This is a genomic window from Cupriavidus sp. Met-2 (assembly GCF_049843575.1).
Lineage (GTDB): Bacteria > Pseudomonadota > Gammaproteobacteria > Burkholderiales > Burkholderiaceae > Cupriavidus > Cupriavidus metallidurans.
Genome location: NZ_JBBHZL010000015.1, coordinates 32,940 through 48,883, shown reverse-complemented (window position 1 = coordinate 48,883; position 15,944 = coordinate 32,940). Strand labels below are relative to the sequence as shown.

The window sequence follows — 15,944 nt, the reverse complement described above, 5'->3', positions numbered from 1 at the left end:
TACGCCCTCGAAAAGTGTGTTCCGTGAGAACGCTTTTCTGGAACGATGGCGCTTGCTATCTTTTCCTCCGAGGCCAAGGATCCCTCTCTTCTGGCCTCACGTCACCCTCCGTGGCGGTTTTTTCATCATTGGCGCTGGCGGCATGAGGTTCCTGTTCGTCCGTATGTCGATGTCAGCGCAAGGCGCGGCAACGTTGCCGCGCCCGTTTTTTCGCTGTGCCAGCCAGATGAGGCCCCCATGCCAGACAAACCCGTCAAGATTCCCGGCCCCGACCACCCAATCACCATCACCCGCCAAGGCGACCGTGTGGTTGTCACCGTCGCCGGCAAAGTGATTGCCGATACCCGAAACGCACTGACGCTTCAGGAAGCAGCCTATCCCGCTGTTCAGTACGTGCCGCGCGAGGACGTGGACATGTCTGAACTGTCGCGTACCTCACATGGTAGCTACTGCCCCTACAAGGGGGATGCCACCTACTACAGCATCCCCGCCGGCGGGGCGCGCGCAGAGAATGCCGTCTGGACCTATGAGTGCCCCTACCCGGCCGTGTCGGCCATTGCAGGCTACCTCGCGTTCTACCCCGATCGCGTCGACAGCATCGGCATCACACCGTAATTCGCGCACAAAAAAGCCGACCCGCCACACACGATGCACGTGTGTGGCGGGTCGGCTCTCATTCCCACGCGGCACCAATGCGCCGCGTTTCGGTACCAACTACAGCTATCTACCCGCTACTACGTTCAGACTTCCCGGCCAATCAGCCGTTCGCGTAGGCAACCTTGGCCTTGCGCGCTTCCGCCTGCAGGCGGGTGAAAACGTTCTGGATCGAAGCGATCACGCGCTTCACGTCGTTGCCGAAGCCCATGCTTTGGGCGCCGAGCTCGCGCTCGATGAGGTCACGTTCGAGTTGATCGGTCAGCTTGATATCGGATTGGGTGTTCATGGCGTCCTTCCTTTCAGGGATTACCCTTATGGGGTTTTCCCGAATTGTAGCAGACGGATTGTCGCAATGCAGCATTAGGTAATAGTGCGTATGGCTGCGATGCCACAGGTGCCATCCCGCTGATGACGATTCGCAAGAGTAAAGGCCTTGAGCACCATACCGTCATCTTCGTCGGATTGGACAATGGTGCCCGGCGGAGCTTCACCAAGGATGAGGTTGACGGCACCGCTAGGTTCTTCGTAGCGTTCACGCGCGCAAAACAACGTGTTCTTTTCACCTACTGCGCACAGCGTGCCGCGCGAGCGAAGATCGCGACGCTTTATCAGCTTCTGACAAGCGATAGGGTCAAACACATCAGGATCGCATAGGCGTGCACGGCAATGGCGAAATCGCCGGGACTGCTCGGATGTCCCATACGGGTTAGCTGTGTCTGCCGCCGGTCAGCCCCCTGTCGCTCGCTCTGACTTAGACGGGCGCCCCCCATGGCTTCGACATCTAACCATTGCGATAAGGCCGGATATCACGACGCCGCGGCGGCGCAACTGGGGCATTCCCAGCAAGCTAGCATCGGCGCCTAAAAGGAATCGCACGCTAGGGGGGGCAGCTATCGAGATAGTGCTAATTATCAAGATAAGCCAATTTCTAAGGCCAAACTCAAAAGTTACCTTTTGAGCACTCAAAGGTCGGGGCTGCTGGCGTCGCGTGCGACCTTCCGGCCATCGATGGAAAACCAGGAAACACGGGCGAGGATGGTCACGCGGCCAGCCGCCGTGCCCGCATCCGCGCGCGCCACGCACATCGGAGCCGCCGTGACCGTCGGGTCGGCCGTACGGGGAACATGGGCGCCCGGGGTTTCCCGATGTAGGGGCCTTCTGGCAATGACCGTTGGTTTCCCTTCCGCGATACCAGGCGACACCGGAGGTCCAGAATTGCCACACAGATGGGGCTCGGTCGCCGTCACGCGCACCGAGCGTCCGCACCAGCTACGGCAGCACCGTGCTTCGATAAGCCTCCCGGCCCATTCCACCCGTCGCGCAGTCACACATTGCAACGACGCACACGACGGGGATGCCAGTCCCGCCAAGTGCCGATGCGAGGTAGGTCGAGAAACTATGGCAGCGGGCGGAACATGCTTCCGTTAGGGCCGCGTGGCTCCAGTGCACGCGTGGGGACATGCGTGCGTGCTCCGGCTCCCTCAAACTCGACGATAACTGCGGTGGGGCTTGCAATGCGCGTGATGATCACCTGCGCGCCCCTGAACGTCCATGTCGTTTCGATCTGGTAGGGACTCTTCCGGTAGGCTTTGCGGCGTTGTTTGCTATTCATATCGAAGTCCGCTTAGTCTGTCCACGTCTGATTGTTGCGCCTTGACCGAACTGCAATGCGCGCCGAGCTGGTGACCGGCGAATCGGCTGCCCGTCAGGCTCCACACAAAAGAAAACCGGCAGTTTCGCGCAAGGCAAGATTGCCTGAGACGTCCGCCGGACTGGCAAGGTTCCTGCCTGACCTGCCGTTCGGAACTCAAATCGTACAGTGCGGGAAAAGAAGACACCTCATCCACTGGCGATTCCGAGATAGCTTGCGCCAGTTCCCTTCAACGAGCCTCACAGGGAATCTTCCTGCACGCTTTCGAGCCAGCCAACCACGGCCTCGCCGAGCGGACGAATGTCTCCTGGCGGCATCCCTCAATGCGTGGCATATGAAGGCTCAGCCAAGTTCCGCGAAATTGCCGTACCACGCGTCGATCAGCGGACCGACGCGCACAGCACCGAACTCAGCCCGACCGTTCAGCCAGTCCAGGACGATTCGGCGGTGTTCCTCCGTGGAGGAACTGCGGTTCCCCTCCGGGGATACAAATCCATCCAGGCGGTCATCTATTGCACCACCATAGGTGAGTTGGTTCGCTTCGATGCAATCGGCAATGAAGGCTTCGCAGGCAGCAATCTTTGCGTCCGCACCCAGTCCAACGGCAAGCTCCGCTGTGACGAGAAATCCGAGTTCCTGAAATTCCGCCACCCGCAGCTTCTTGCGTTGGCGACGGCTACGTCGTTGGCTCATGGGTATAGTTCCTTTGGACTGGTCAGCCAGCCTGAAAGACCGGCATCGTACCTCGATTGTCGCGGCAAGACGACCGCATTTTGACGGCATCCAACTGCGGGACGTGGACCGAAAACCTCGGACATCGGCCGGTTCCGGCCATGAAGAGTCAATCGAAATTACAAGTCCAATGGCCGAAGTTCAGCCTACCCCGGACCGCCGCGCCCACACTTTGCACCGCAATCTCGTCTGCAAAATTCAGTTGGTGAACGGCGCGAGTCCCCCGCCTAGCCCAAGGATCACCCCGGTATGTAGCCCGCACGCGGACTGGCGACGCAAGCGACGAGATCGGCGACTTCCCCCACCATGCCAAAGCGCGACGCAGCGAGCAAAGCAGATGCAAGAGTGTTGCGATCTGATCCTCGACGGCGCGCGCTCCGCAACGGCGATGCTCGGCTTCGCCGACGCCCCGGTGGAGGCTGGGAACGTCGTCCGACTCGGTGCAGTGGCGTGAGGTCGGCCCCCCAATTCGAATTTGGACTGGAAGCCACTCGGCGGCAGGCACTACGGGGCGCAGACCGAGCCGATTGACAGTCCTGGCGCCTCAGTGTCACGATCAGTAGCCCTTCAATATTACTTGGGGAGGTCAGTCATGTCAGTCATGAGAACTCTACTGGCGAGCGCCGGTTTAGCACTGCTGTTGGCCCTGGCAACGGAACCAAGCGTCAGCGCTCAGGAGGCACCTGAATGGATGAAACAGACACTTCCCGACCAGGCACTGAAGCCGCACTGGGACGAATCTCGGGCCGTGATGAATCCCACGGGAGCTTTAGATGCGAAAACCAAGCAACTCATTGCCCTCGGCGTGGCTGCACAAATTCCTTGTGCATATTGCGTTTCCGCTCACACTAAAGCGGCAAAAGCCGCTGGTGCGACCGATGCTCAAATAAAGGAGGCCATTGCAACCGCCGCGCTCGTCCGTTTCAACAGCACAATGTTGAATGGCTCAGACGGCGGCACCGAGTGGTCGCCTCAACGTAAGTGATGATCGCGCCGGCCGCCGATTGACAATCCTCGCGTCGGCCAGGGCAACGCTGCCGCGGATTTCAGCGATAGGCGGTGACTCCACGTCCGCGAAGTGTAACTTCGCCTTTGAATTACCTGCGTGATATTGCAGGCGCGTATCTAGTGCACCATGCCGCGCGCTTCACGCCGTTCGACCACGCTCGGGATCGACACGATGGGCCCAATCCTGAAGTAGCCGCCCCACCTCTTTTTATCAACTCGTCGGCGGGCACGAGTAGACTGGTCAACTGGGGCAATGTTTGGACATGATGACTTGCTGGCTGCACGCGGTGCATGACAATTGCCAATTGCTCGAAGAGAAGGGAGGAATGTCCATGTTTCGTAAACTCGTGATTGGCACGCTAGGCGCCATGGCTGCCTTATTCTCGGCTACGGCATTGGCGCAAGGTACTGCGGCGGACGCTAGGACCATGCTTGAAAAGACGGTTGCGGCCATCAAAGCCGATAAAGCCAGGACGCTCAACCAGATCAACAACGGCGAAAATGGCTTTCTTGTTGGCGATCTCTATCCGTTCTGCTTCAATCTCAGCGACGGACTCCTCGTCGCGGTCGGCAATCCCAACGTTAAGGGGTTGCTCGGCAAGGATGCTAGGAAATTTAGGGACCCTACGGGCGACGTGTATGGACCAAGGCTCTATGACGCGGCAAAAGAGGGCCAGGTCAACGAGGTCAGCTACATGTCTCCCAAGGCCGGCGCTGACAAGACGTGGGTGCCGAAGGCGAGCCTCGTTACTGCGGTTGCCGGCCTGGGTTGCGGCGTCGGTTACTACAAGTAGTGCGACCAAACCAACCGTCAAATCGGTGGCGAACTGCCGAACTCCGTTGCCCGCACAATGCCATTTTCTCACGTGACCGGTCAGTTCTGATGCCCTTCACTACGCATGTGCGGTTTGCCATCGGCGCTGATCAGTTTTGATATCCGCCTTGGGTCATTCGCGTCGAGTTTGTCGTGCCTGCTACCTTGTCAGCTATCCACCGAACCGGTGCATGTGGCAAGCCTGCGCGGAGACCGGATCCCTCTGGAAGCAGCCGTAGAGGTTACCCCGCGTCGAAGGGCAGTTCAGGGTCGGTTAGAGACTGCCGCCAATTCACGACGACATCGGCCTGAGTTGAATTGCGCGATGCGCCAAGTATCACCGGCGTTTAGGACTTCCAAGTTGGTAGCTACCAGCTATTGCTTTTCAATGACGTCGCCCTCGGCCCTTCCTGCGCTCACCCAGCCGTCGCAGGCCATTGCCACAGCTCAACATAAGGCTAACCATGCATCACCAAAGGCGTGCCCGTGTCGACATTTGAGAATGCCTAGCCCTACGGCCTTTGAATCTAGGGATGACAATAAGTGCCGCCCCAGCGAAAAAGGGTTGCTTCGCAAGATGCCCCTCTCCCGTATGCCGTGGCGACGATGACTTGGTGATTCAAGATTCGGTGCAATTTAAAGGAAAGTCAGACGGATGATGCGCCGATGCTGGCCGAGCCGCTTAGCGCAGCGCAGCCGTCGAATCACGCCCAACTAGCATCGCCAATTGCTCCAACACTGAAGCTTCCGCACAGGCAATGTCTGAGTCGCCGATGGTTGCACCTGCTGCCGGACTTACCACGTACAACACCATGCATGTTGGCCAAGCCCTTCGCGTGGATTAGCAGCTTGACCGCAGCGACGGACACCACGCCTGGCTGCCCTCCTTATTCATGGCATTCAAACCCGCTCAGTACTGAAATCGTCCGCAACAAGGAGGCTTGCAAGAGATCGTGCGGCTGCGCACATGCGGAGTGAAACCAGCATCTTGGGAAACCGCCGACTAGCAGCGAGCTACCAACGTCTGGAATAGATGTGGTGGCCACGCAGGAGGGCTATCGATATATCAACTGAACCATTCAATGGCGATCGGATTCCCCTTCGTCCGTCGATTCCTGGAGCAGGTGCCCATATGCGTCGATCTCTTTCTGCGTTCGCGCCTGGCTTTCCGCAATCTTCTCGGGCGTGACATCACCATCGACGAATTCAACTGACACCCGGCTCACGCGTGGATCCTTGTCGACGATCGCTTGCAAGACCTTGTCGAGCAGTTTCTCACCGGCTTTCAGGCCCAACGGCCGTGGCACTAGAACCTTGATCAGAAGGATTTCGTCGTCACCAGTTCCTTCCGCCACTTCAGTGAGCGCGGATCTCAAATATCCCTTCAGTTTGAGAACACTCAGGTCGCCGGGTATCGCGACATGCGATACCCGAATCGATTTCTTTGCCATGCGGACCTACCTCGCCATGCTGTCGAAAGGACAAATATATAGCACGCGTATGTGGCACCGCTTGAAAGGCAGGGCGCCGTACCGGTCGGCTCAGAACTTGTGCCGAACACCGACTACAGCACCGAATTGATTGGCGCCAGGTTGTACGGCCTCGCTCGTCGTCCCCAGCTGGCTGTTGAAGCCATTCACGCCCAGGCTCGATTTTCCCTTGTTAAGCACATACGACGCTACCGTATATAGGTCGGTGCGCTTCGACAGCGCATAGTCGGCCACCATGACGAACTGCCATGGGTTGCCAGATCGGGAGTTGCGAAGATTCTGGTAATAGGCCGAGCCAGCGAATGAGAGAGCAGGTGTCAGTTGATAGCCAACACCTGCCCAAGCGAGGTTCGACGCAGTGTTAGCCACTGTGGAACCAGGCAGGCTGGCACCGTTGAACGCGTGCGCATAGCGGTAGCCCGCGTAAACCTTGGCGTTGCCGTAGGCGTACGTACCGGCCACCGCTGCCCGTTGCGTCAGGCTATTTGTTTGCAATGCCGTGGCGGCCGATTGGTTGATCTGATCGTAGACTGCCCCAATCGAGAACGAGCCGCCAGAATAGTTCGCGCCGAGAGAGTACTCGCGGCCGTTCGTGAAGTTGCCCGGAACTTCCTGGTTGTTGTAGTTGAAGCTATACAGTCCTGTCACGCTCAGGCCGCCAAAGGTGCCCATGTACTTGACAGAATTGTCTGCACGCGCCGCTCCCATGAACGGATCCTGCGCGCCGATAGAGTAGCGGCTCGAAATCGCCATCGGATCGTACGTCACCGCAAAGTCATAGAACGGCACCGTGTGGCGACCCAACGTCAGCCTGCCCCATTGGTTCTCGAGTCCGACGTAGGCACCGCGTCCGAACAGGCGACCGCTTTGGGTGCTCGTGCCGGTGTCGATGGAGAATCCACTTTCCAGAACGAAGAGGCTCTTCAGGCCGCCACCCAGGTCCTCGATGCCACGCAGACCCCAGCGTGATCCGGACTGGTTGCCTGATTGCAAGGCCACCAGGCTATGTCCCTTGGCACCCGGTGCAACGGTTCCCGTCGATGCGACAGCATGGTTCAGGTACTCGATACCGGCATCAACAACGCCATACAGGGTAACGCTCGATTGCGCTTGGACACTGCTCGCAGTCAGCATTGCCACCGCAATGGCAAGGTACTTGCATTTCATTCAATGGTCTCCTCGTGAATGGGGACGGCTCCGTCCCAAAGAAGGACGGCATACGCGCCGTGAATTCATTGTTGTTCTGGCTCGATGGGACTTTGGAATCCCATGACAAAATTCTGACGCTGGTCTCTCATGACGAACAACCCCAGCCACGGTTGGACGCGCATAAGAGAAATTTATGGGCGCGGCAGCGTGCTACGTTGTAGGCTCGCCCCCCAAAAGTCATGGCATCAGTCTTCGCCTTAGCTACCTATGCAACTGAATCCCCGCCAACTCGAAGCGTTCCGTAGTGTCATGGTGTCCGGCAGCATGACCGTGGCCGCCGAACGGCTGAAGATCAGCCAGCCCGCAGTGAGTGCGCTTATCAGGGACCTCGAAAAGAGACTGGAAATCCGTCTATTCAGACGTGAAGGCAATCGCCTGATTCCGGGTGCGGAAGCCCAGCGACTGTTCCGCGAGGTGGACCGGTTCTACCAGGGCATGGAGCAGATCGAGCGTGTGGCACTGGACCTGAAGTCCGCTCGCATCGGTACCCTGCGTGTTGCGTCCATGCATACGCTGGGATTGAGCCTGCTCAGCGAAAGCGTCAGGCAGTTCTCACTCTCCCGCCCAGAACTGGCGATCTCGCTGGACGTCAGGAATTCTCTCGGCGTCATGGAGCTCGCCGCAGCGCACCAGATCGATATCGGATTCGTGCAGATGTCCGGCAATGAGTACCCGGGGGTCGATGTTTTCCCGCTACCAAGCGTCGCGGCGGTCTGCGTACTCCCGCGTGGCCATGCTTTGGCCCGCAAGAAGTCATTGAAGATTACCGACCTACAGGATGAGCCGCTTATCGCGCTGAATCGCAACAGCCCGGTGCGGATGCGATTGGAGATGGAACTCGACGCTGCTGGCGTGACCTGCAAGCGCTCGGTGGTCACATCGCTCGGTCACGTGGCATGCAGCCTGGTGGCAGGCGGACTTGGTTTGACTGTCGTTGATCCCTTCACCGCGCGCAGAGTGCGTGATCCAGGTGTGGTCTGGCGTCCATTGTCGCCGGCCGTACAGTTCCATTTCTCCATGGTCCTGCCGTCCCATCAGCCGCGATCGAAGGTTGTGGAAGACTTTATCAAGCTGGTCAAAGAACAATTCAAGGCGAGCGTCGCCTCGTCCTGATTCGCCGCGAGCCGCAGTGAAACCACGCATAAGTAGAAGATTTCCTTATGCGCGTCCAACCGTGTCTGTAGTTGTGCCTCGCGGACCAAAAATTCATCATCGAGTCATGGAATCGGACTAGCAGAAGTGACCGCGCCGCGGTCTTTCGCCAAGGTTCATTCCGATCGTTCGCCCGGCGCGATCTGCTTGCAGCGCGCGGGGCGAGGCCCCCGTCTGAACCGCATTATTGCTGGGTAGAGAAGCGCCGTCCGCATGGCCAGGCGCCGATTGCCTCGCTTGTTACCATGACATCGACTCCCCACGAAACACTACTTGCCGAGGCTCGCCTGAGTTCGCCTCCTGCCTCCCGGTTGACGAAGCACTACGCACTGCCAGGGCTCGAGCGCGAACGCAGGCAGTTTCACGAGTTCGTCGCCGTTGATCTTGCCCATACGACCATGCTCGTGGAACAGGGCATTCTTTCGGCGGAGACCGGTCGGGCCATCCTGGAGCAATTGCTGATCATTCGGAGAATGCAGCCCTCCGCGTTTCCCGTGGATGTGCGCAAGGGCAGCCTTCTTCTGCAGATCGAGTCGTATCTCTTCGGCGCCATCGGCGAGGACGTGGGCGGCCAGATGCACACCGGCCGCAGCCGCATCGATCAGGGCGCCACGGTACGCCGCCTGTACAAGCGCAACCGCATGCTGGATGTGATGGACCAGTTGAACGTATTCCAGGAGGCGATTGCCGAACAAGCGCGCCACCACGCGCACACGATCATGCCCGGCTACACCCATATGCAGCAGGCCCAGCCATGGGTGTTCGGACACTATCTGCTCAGCTTCAGCTCCCGATTGCATGACAGCTTCGAGCGTCTGGCTCAAGCTTACGGACGCGTCAACCGCAATCCACTGGGAACCGTGGGTCTTGCCGGCACGTCATGGCCGCTTGATCGCGAGCGAACCACGGAACTGCTCGGATTCGACGGCCAAATCGAGAACTCCAAGCTTGGCCGCGAAGCTTTCGATGCAGCGGATGCGATCTGCGCACTGTCGTTCATCATGGCCGATTTGAACGATCTGGCTACCGACCTGCATATCTGGTCCAGTGCCGAGTTCGGACTGGTTGAATCCGATGACAGCTACTGTGGTACGAGCAGCATCTTCCCGCAGAAGAAGAACCCGGTCGCACTGGAGACCATCAGGAAGGCCGCCGGTCCTGCCGTGACGTGGCTGAGCGCGGCGCTGGCCACGTTCCGCGCGGAAGGGACCGGCGACCAGGCCATGCGTACCGTCTCACATATCGACGAGGCATTGGCAACGACAGAAAGCATGCTCGATCTGTTCACTGGCGTCATGGAAACGCTGATCGTGCATCAGGACCACATGGCCGAATCGCTCAAGGGAAGCTGGTGCACCGCGAGCAATCTGGCGGACGTCGTCGTGCGTGAACGACGTCTGTCCTTCCGCCAGGTGCACCACATCGTCGCCCGTGCGGTGCGCAACTGCGTGGCGCAAGGACTGCGTCCCGATCAGTTGACCAGCAGCCGTCTCGATGAGGCAGCTCTCGAAACGGTGGGTATCGCGCTGAATCTGGGCGACGCGGCGGTACGTGATGCGCTCGATCCGGTTCGCTTTGTCGAAACCCGGATTACGGAAGGCAGCGTCGGGCCGCAGCAGGTTGCGCGACTGCTCGAACGCGCGGCGCAAGAACGCGCTGCGGATCGCCAATGGGTCAGCGAGGCGCGCGGCCGACTGAGTCGATCGCAACTGGCACTCAATGAAGCCGTGAGCAAGCTGGTTGCCTGAGAACCAGCGTGACGCTTACGAAAAAATACCGAAGGAGACGCTGGTTATGTTGAAGTCGAAGTCCTTTGCCTTGTTTATGTCCCTCGCGGCACTCTCCCTGGGTGTGCGCGCAGAGACCTATCCCTCGAAGCCAATCATGCTGGTGGTGCCCTTTGCGGCAGGTGGTACGGTGAACATGATGGGGCGGCTGGTTGCCGAGCATATGGGGGAGCAGCTAGGTCAGCCAGTTGTCGTCGACAACAAGGCCGGTGCGGGCGGCGCGATTGGCGCCGGATTTGTCGCCAAGGCCACCCCGGATGGATATACGTTGCTGCTGGGCTCGATGGGACAGGCCGTTCAGCCTCTGCTTACCAAGCGGCTACCGTACGATCCCAAGAAGCTGGTTCCGGTTGCGTTGTTCGCAACCGTTTCGAATGTTCTGGCCGTATCCAGCAATGCTCCCGCGAAGAACGTCTCGGACCTGGTTGGCTACTCAAAGGCTAATCCCGGCAAGTTGAACATGGCGTCCGCTGGAATCGGCTCGATCAATCAACTGATAGGTGAACTTTTCATGTCCAGAACCGGAGCCAATTTCGTACATGTGCCGTACAAGGGCGCTGGCCCGGCCGGTGTCGATTTGCTCTCGGGGCAGGTACAGCTCATCTTCGCGAACCTGCCCAACGTGCTGCCTTATGCGAGGGCTGGAAAGGTTCGCCTGCTGGCAGTCGCCAGCGAAAAGCGTGACCCCGCCATTCCCGACGTACCGACGTTTGCGGAAGCCGGTGTAAAGGATGCAGTTGTCGAGTCGTGGTACGGCTTGATGGCGCCTGCCGGTACCAAACCGGAGGTGATCAAGAAGCTGCAAGACACCCTGCTGGTCGTGACCAAAGACAAGCGATTTATTTCCCAACTGGCAGAGCAAGGCGCACGACCGTACCCCGGCTCCAGTGCGGACATGACCCGACTCATGGAAAAGGAAGGGAAACGTTGGGGTGAAGTGATCGAGCACGCCAAGATCTCCCTGGACTGAATCGACACTCTGCCAAGGCGGACGCTGCCAGCGAAACACTGGGCAGTATTGGCCCTCCCTCGTGGAGGGCCTTTTTCCTGGGGGGATTCCGAAGCAACCGCTCGCGAACGAAAGAACAACGACGCGGCGACCAGCCATGACGCCTGGTTTCCTCAACGCTTGGGGCGAGAGAAAATATTGACGAGATTCCCATCAGGGTCGCGCAGCAAGAGCGAGCGATTGGCCCATGGTACGTCAAGTCGACGCGTCTGCATCAGGCCCGCCTCTTGATGGTCCGCCAAGGCCTGAGCGCGGATCCAGCCAGCCACGCCGTGGGCTACACGAGTTCCACGCAGTTCAGCCGCTAGTTCAAGCGCCTATTCGGTTCGACACCAGCGGTGTAGGCAAAGCGGATGCGCGCGCCTGGTGCTGCCCCAGCGCGCAGCGCAGGCCTTACAGGGCCATATCGGGCACCTTCTTCACCACACCCGGGTTCATCATTGGGGCGGTGGCCGGGACAACGCCGTCCAGGCTTGGCGGAGCAATGGCCAGTTGCAGCGTTTCTGCCGTGGTCGCCCATTCCTTTGCCAGAAGCTGCGGGTTTTCGTTGAGCTTTTTTCCGTAGCTGGGCACGATCTCATGAATCTTTTGCTGCCAGGCCGCCGTTTTCATCTGTTCGGGGAAAACGCGCTCGAGCAACGACAACATGATCGCTGGCGACGTCGAGCCGCCCGGCGAAGCGCCCAACAGTGCAGATACTGAACGGTCGCCAGAGACCACGACCTCCGTGCCAAGCTTCAGTACGCCGCCCTTCTCCGGATCGTTCTTGATGATCTGCACGCGTTGTCCGGCCTCCCACAGACGCCAGTCCTCGTCCTTCGCCTCGGGCATGTAGCGGCGCAGCGCCGCCATCTTTTCTTCGCGGGACAGCGCCAATTGCTGCGCAAGATACTTCACGAGCGCAAATTCGTGAGCGCCGACTTGCAACTGAGGAATGACGTTCGACGGCGTCGTCGCCTTGGCCAGGTCGAAATACGAGCCGTTCTTGAGGAACTTGCTGGACCACGTGGCAAACGGCCCGAAAAGGATCACCTTCTTGCCATCGAGCACGCGGGTATCCAGGTGGGGCACCGACATCGGAGGCGAACCGGTATCCGCAAGACCGTAGACCTTTGCCAGATGGCGCGACGCGATCTCAGGCTTGTCGGTGACCAGGAACTCGCCGCCAACCGGGAAGCCACCATATTGCTTCGCCTCGGGAATGCCGGACAGTTGGAGCAGCGGCAATGCAGCGCCACCTGCGCCAATGAACACGTTTCGCGCATCCACCGTCTGGATCTGGGAGCCATCCTTCGTGTCGAACGCGGACACACGCCAGGTGCCGTCCTCATTCCGTGTAATCGAACGCACTTCATAGCCGGTGGTGACTTTCACTCCCGAATTGCCGGACAGGTGCTTGTAGAACTGACGCGTGATTTCGCCCAGATTCACGTCCGTACCCAGCGGCGAACGCGTGGCGGTGACCACCTCATCGGGCTTGCGACCTTCCATCATGACCGGAATCCACTCGGCAATCTTCGCCGGTTCGGTCGTCATTTCCATGCCGGCGAACAGAGGCGAAGCCTTGAGTGCCTCGACGCGCTTGCGAATGAACTCCCGGTTCTCCTGCCCGAAGACAAGATTCATGTGCGGCGTCGAGTTGATGAACTCACGCGGATTGCCGAGAACACCCTTGCGCACCTGATGCGCCCAGAACTGGCGGGAAATCTGGAAGTTCTCGTTGATGTTGATGGCCTGGGCGATATGGACGTTCCCCTTATCGTCCATCGGCGTGTAGTTCAGCTCGCAAAGCGCCGAGTGTCCGGTACCGGCGTTGTTCCAGCCGTTCGAGCTTTCTTCCGCGACTTTATCCAGACGCTCGAAAACCTCACACGTCCAGTTCGGCTCCAACTCCTTCAGATAGACGCCGAGCGTCGCACTCATGATGCCGCCGCCAATCAGCAGCACATCGACCTTGCGATCCGCCTTCGCGGCTCGGTACTGGCTGCCGAAAAAGTACGAGTATCCGCCCCATGCGGCTGCGGCACCGACGGCGGCTGCAAGGAATTTACGACGGGTGAAGGGCTTGCCGCCGCGGCCAGCCACGGTCTTGTTGTCCGTTTGAGTCATGGGAGTCACTTCAAATATGCGTGCAGCGTCGACAGACTGACCAAGCCGGACCTTGCCGACGTTGATTCAGACTGGGGGGGCGCTGTCTTGTCAGTGCACGGCGGGTCGGAAGCAATTCCACATGCCGGGCGATACGAAAGCGCGGATTGTAACGCACGCCGAGTAAAACGCTAGGTGCAAACCCTAATGTAGAAATGAGGATCGTCGAATTCTTGCGCAGTACTCGGCACATACCAGCGAAAGCCCAACATGCGCAAACTCTTGTCTAGCGTTACGCGACCGTGGCCTCATCCGGCATGGGCGGCAATGTCATCATGAAGCGTGCTCCACCCCATGAACCGCTGTCGAGGCGCACATCGCCACCATGAATGAGCGCCACGCGGCGCACGATCGCAAGCCCGAGGCCAAAACCGCCCGTATGGCGATCGCGGCTCGAGTCCAGCCGGTGAAACGGTTTGAAGACACGTACACGATCCGCGGCAGGAATGCCAGGACCATCGTCCTCGACCGTCAACACCAGAGAACCACCGGCGCCCGTTGTTGCACGCAGCGAGATTGAGCGGTGCGCGTAGCGCGCTGATGCTGGATCGATGCCGCCCACCCTTTCTGCCATGGCCCGTTTCCGCTCTAGTCAAAGAACCGGAACCGTACGGCAGGATCTTGCGTCACGCGCGGCGCGAGATTGCGTTCCCAGTGGAGGTATCGCTCCCAGGCGGGAATGCGCTGGCACTCGGGCACGCGCATGATGGAACCCCAGTCATCCAGGAAAGGCGTGAGCAACCGATCATCTTCCACCCCCGTTTCAAGCGTCTGGCCGGCGGCACGCCAGGCATCCGTGCCCCCTTGCAGCCATTGCAGCGCGTTCTCCGCCGTGGCGCTGCCGTAGACATTGCGCGCGGCATCCAGCAAATCTCGCGCTGCGAGCAAGGCCTGCCTGCCGTCGGGCGATGTCAGCACCAACCGCTGCCCGTTGGCTACCGCATCGGCCAATGCCGCGCCAAGCGCACCATGCTCCGAAGCGGTCGCATAGGAAGCGCCGGGAACATGCCCGCGCAGGAAGTCGATGCTCGGCCCCACGTCCACGACACGTGCGCCGGCGTGGGCGATATGGTGCGAGAGCTGTACGGCGCTAACTGGCTGAGGTTGCGCCGAAGACGCCGGCAACTGCATTGGCGGTTCGTGCAACGCTTCGAAGTTCGCCAAGTCGTGGTCGGGCCGCGCATCGAGGATGTAGACCTGCGCCTCGCCCAACTGCAGCAGCCAGAACGCGGTGATTGCCGATCGCAGGCGATGCGGCTCGTCCACCAGCACCATGCTGGCGTTGCGTACCGCCACCAGGTTCTCGAAGTGCATCAGCAACTGGCCACCAGACACCGCCACCACACCGGGTCGTGACTTGGCGCCAGGCCGCAGATCGAAGCACTGCACGTTCCGCGTGGCCTCACCGCGCCACCGCTGTACGGTGGCGGCATCCACCACGGGCAAGGCGTATCGCGCGATCAGCGCATTCGCGCGCGCCACGGCATCCGACTCAATCAGGGGGGGCAGCACGTCGCCCGGCTCTGGCGCCTGCCGCACGTCGTCTTCGCCCTGAACCACCCAAGCCATGACACCATCCCCCACCCATGCCACCGGTACATGCTGGCCATGTACCACGCGCGTTGTCGCCGCGCCAATCACGCCGCGCGTCCGACTGAAGCAGTGCACTGCCCACAAGTGATCCGGTTCGCGCTGCGGCAAATGTCGCAGCGGCCATTCCGTGCCGGGGTAGTTCAGCGCGCCTGGCAACGTGCTGAATTGATGCTCAACCAGCGTGCGTACGTCCACCACGCTTGTCGGCTGCCCCTGATCCAGGCGCCTGGCCAACGCCTCTGGCGACAGTTCATCCACACCGTAGTGCTTGCGGACTTCTTCGCCGAACGCCTTGACCAATGCGTTGTAGCCATCGATCAGGACGCCGCCACTCGCCACCCACGCGGAAAGGCCACCTTCGAGTTCATGGATCTCCTGGTAGCCCAACCGCCGCAGGACAGCCGCAGCGCGCGCAACCTGTTCGGACGCGGCACCTGCACGCGGGTCCGCGCTGACCAGGACGACAGGTACGTCCCGCCGCGTCAGGATCTGCGGCGCTTCGAGCTCCAACAGCGACAACGGCAGGTGCCGCGATGCGATGATGTGTCCCGCCGCGAAATAGCGCCCTTCGGAGACGTCGAGCAACGCCAGCTCGCTTCCCTCCTCAAGCCACGCCTTCAGACGTGGCGGCGAAATGCTTGCCATAGAAACAACTCCCTTGGATATCGTTGCTCATCTCAATGCGATAGATGTA

13 protein-coding genes and 2 pseudogenes are annotated in these 15,944 nt (G+C 60.0%); 8 read left to right on the top strand and 7 right to left on the bottom strand.

The annotated features are described in order from the left end of the window. Positions 1–237 precede the first annotated feature (237 nt). Positions 238–615: a DUF427 domain-containing protein gene (locus WD006_RS25600; RefSeq protein ID WP_011518836.1), complete on the top strand. Its 378-nt coding sequence runs from the start codon at positions 238–240 to the stop codon at positions 613–615. A 142-nt stretch (positions 616–757) separates the two neighbouring features. Here the strand turns inward: WD006_RS25600 and WD006_RS25595 are convergent, their stop codons facing one another. Further along, a complete protein-coding gene (locus WD006_RS25595) occupies positions 758–943 on the bottom strand; it encodes a hypothetical protein (RefSeq protein WP_008652329.1) in 186 nt (61 codons plus the stop codon). A 122-nt stretch (positions 944–1,065) separates the two neighbouring features. Here WD006_RS25595 and WD006_RS25590 point away from each other — a divergent pair, with 122 nt between their 5' ends. Further along, positions 1,066–1,311: a 3'-5' exonuclease gene (locus WD006_RS25590; protein ID WP_029309534.1), complete on the top strand. Its 246-nt coding sequence runs from the start codon at positions 1,066–1,068 to the stop codon at positions 1,309–1,311. A 1,339-nt stretch (positions 1,312–2,650) separates the two neighbouring features. Here the strand turns inward: WD006_RS25590 and WD006_RS25585 are convergent. Further along, positions 2,651–3,001 (bottom strand): YggL family protein, encoded by a 351-nt coding sequence (locus WD006_RS25585; protein ID WP_011518834.1) that lies wholly within the window; start codon positions 2,999–3,001, stop codon positions 2,651–2,653. 631 nt (positions 3,002–3,632) lie between these two features. Between WD006_RS25585 and WD006_RS25580 the strand changes: the two genes are divergently transcribed. Both WD006_RS25580 and WD006_RS25575 read left to right on the top strand, forming a co-directional pair. Continuing rightward, entirely contained in the window at positions 3,633–4,025 is a 393-nt protein-coding gene (locus WD006_RS25580; RefSeq protein WP_051723410.1) for a carboxymuconolactone decarboxylase family protein, read from the top strand. A gap of 355 nt (positions 4,026–4,380) precedes the next feature. Further along, entirely contained in the window at positions 4,381–4,842 is a 462-nt protein-coding gene (locus tag WD006_RS25575) for a cache domain-containing protein (protein WP_029309532.1), read from the top strand. A 1,099-nt stretch (positions 4,843–5,941) separates the two neighbouring features. On the opposite strand, the gene WD006_RS25570 is transcribed toward WD006_RS25575, so the two are convergent. Together WD006_RS25570 and WD006_RS25565 are read right to left on the bottom strand one after the other, a co-directional pair. After that, on the bottom strand, positions 5,942–6,313 hold the full coding sequence (locus WD006_RS25570) for a hypothetical protein (protein WP_011518832.1): 372 nt from the start codon (positions 6,311–6,313) through the stop codon (positions 5,942–5,944). Between the two features lie 90 nt (positions 6,314–6,403). Next, complete coding sequence (locus WD006_RS25565) at positions 6,404–7,519, bottom strand: porin (RefSeq protein WP_029309531.1); 1,116 nt, start codon at positions 7,517–7,519, stop codon at positions 6,404–6,406. Between the two features lie 249 nt (positions 7,520–7,768). Between WD006_RS25565 and WD006_RS25560 the strand changes: the two genes are divergently transcribed. From WD006_RS25560 to WD006_RS25545, 4 genes and pseudogenes are all read left to right on the top strand, one after another. Continuing rightward, positions 7,769–8,674 carry a LysR substrate-binding domain-containing protein gene (locus tag WD006_RS25560; RefSeq protein WP_029309530.1) on the top strand — a complete coding sequence of 302 codons (906 nt, stop codon included), beginning with the start codon at positions 7,769–7,771 and terminating at the stop codon, positions 8,672–8,674. Between the two features lie 284 nt (positions 8,675–8,958). Continuing rightward, on the top strand, positions 8,959–10,461 hold the full coding sequence (gene argH / locus WD006_RS25555) for an argininosuccinate lyase (RefSeq protein ID WP_080711523.1): 1,503 nt from the start codon (positions 8,959–8,961) through the stop codon (positions 10,459–10,461). A gap of 46 nt (positions 10,462–10,507) precedes the next feature. Further along, positions 10,508–11,470, top strand: coding sequence for a Bug family tripartite tricarboxylate transporter substrate binding protein (locus tag WD006_RS25550; protein ID WP_011518828.1), 963 nt, complete (start codon positions 10,508–10,510; stop codon positions 11,468–11,470). A gap of 230 nt (positions 11,471–11,700) precedes the next feature. Next, positions 11,701–11,814 (top strand): annotated as a pseudogene (locus WD006_RS25545) (AraC family transcriptional regulator); the annotation flags it as partial. 88 nt (positions 11,815–11,902) lie between these two features. Here the strand turns inward: WD006_RS25545 and mqo are convergent. From mqo to WD006_RS25530, 3 genes and pseudogenes are all read right to left on the bottom strand, one after another. Then, positions 11,903–13,618 (bottom strand): malate dehydrogenase (quinone), encoded by a 1,716-nt coding sequence (mqo, locus tag WD006_RS25540; protein WP_029309528.1) that lies wholly within the window; start codon positions 13,616–13,618, stop codon positions 11,903–11,905. 271 nt (positions 13,619–13,889) lie between these two features. Continuing rightward, a pseudogene (locus tag WD006_RS25535) lies at positions 13,890–14,192 on the bottom strand (ATP-binding protein); the annotation flags it as partial. Between the two features lie 53 nt (positions 14,193–14,245). Then, positions 14,246–15,895, bottom strand: a complete 1,650-nt coding sequence (locus WD006_RS25530; protein WP_029309526.1) for a rhodanese-like domain-containing protein — start codon at positions 15,893–15,895, stop codon at positions 14,246–14,248. Positions 15,896–15,944 lie beyond the last annotated feature (49 nt).

Excerpts from the sequence above, each read along its gene's own strand:
- WD006_RS25530 (WP_029309526.1), bottom strand. The coding sequence starts at position 15,895 with ATGGCAAGCATTTCGCCGCCACGTCTGAAGGCGTGGCTTGAGGAGGGA.
- WD006_RS25560 (WP_029309530.1), top strand. The coding sequence starts at position 7,769 with ATGCAACTGAATCCCCGCCAACTCGAAGCGTTCCGTAGTGTCATGGTG.
- WD006_RS25570 (WP_011518832.1), bottom strand. The coding sequence starts at position 6,313 with ATGGCAAAGAAATCGATTCGGGTATCGCATGTCGCGATACCCGGCGAC.
- WD006_RS25575 (WP_029309532.1), top strand. The coding sequence starts at position 4,381 with ATGTTTCGTAAACTCGTGATTGGCACGCTAGGCGCCATGGCTGCCTTA.
- mqo (WP_029309528.1), bottom strand. The coding sequence starts at position 13,618 with ATGACTCAAACGGACAACAAGACCGTGGCTGGCCGCGGCGGCAAGCCC.
- argH (WP_080711523.1), top strand. The coding sequence starts at position 8,959 with ATGACATCGACTCCCCACGAAACACTACTTGCCGAGGCTCGCCTGAGT.
- WD006_RS25580 (WP_051723410.1), top strand. The coding sequence starts at position 3,633 with ATGTCAGTCATGAGAACTCTACTGGCGAGCGCCGGTTTAGCACTGCTG.
- WD006_RS25565 (WP_029309531.1), bottom strand. The coding sequence starts at position 7,519 with ATGAAATGCAAGTACCTTGCCATTGCGGTGGCAATGCTGACTGCGAGC.
- WD006_RS25595 (WP_008652329.1), bottom strand. The coding sequence starts at position 943 with ATGAACACCCAATCCGATATCAAGCTGACCGATCAACTCGAACGTGAC.
- WD006_RS25590 (WP_029309534.1), top strand. The coding sequence starts at position 1,066 with ATGACGATTCGCAAGAGTAAAGGCCTTGAGCACCATACCGTCATCTTC.
- WD006_RS25550 (WP_011518828.1), top strand. The coding sequence starts at position 10,508 with ATGTTGAAGTCGAAGTCCTTTGCCTTGTTTATGTCCCTCGCGGCACTC.
- WD006_RS25600 (WP_011518836.1), top strand. The coding sequence starts at position 238 with ATGCCAGACAAACCCGTCAAGATTCCCGGCCCCGACCACCCAATCACC.
- WD006_RS25585 (WP_011518834.1), bottom strand. The coding sequence starts at position 3,001 with ATGAGCCAACGACGTAGCCGTCGCCAACGCAAGAAGCTGCGGGTGGCG.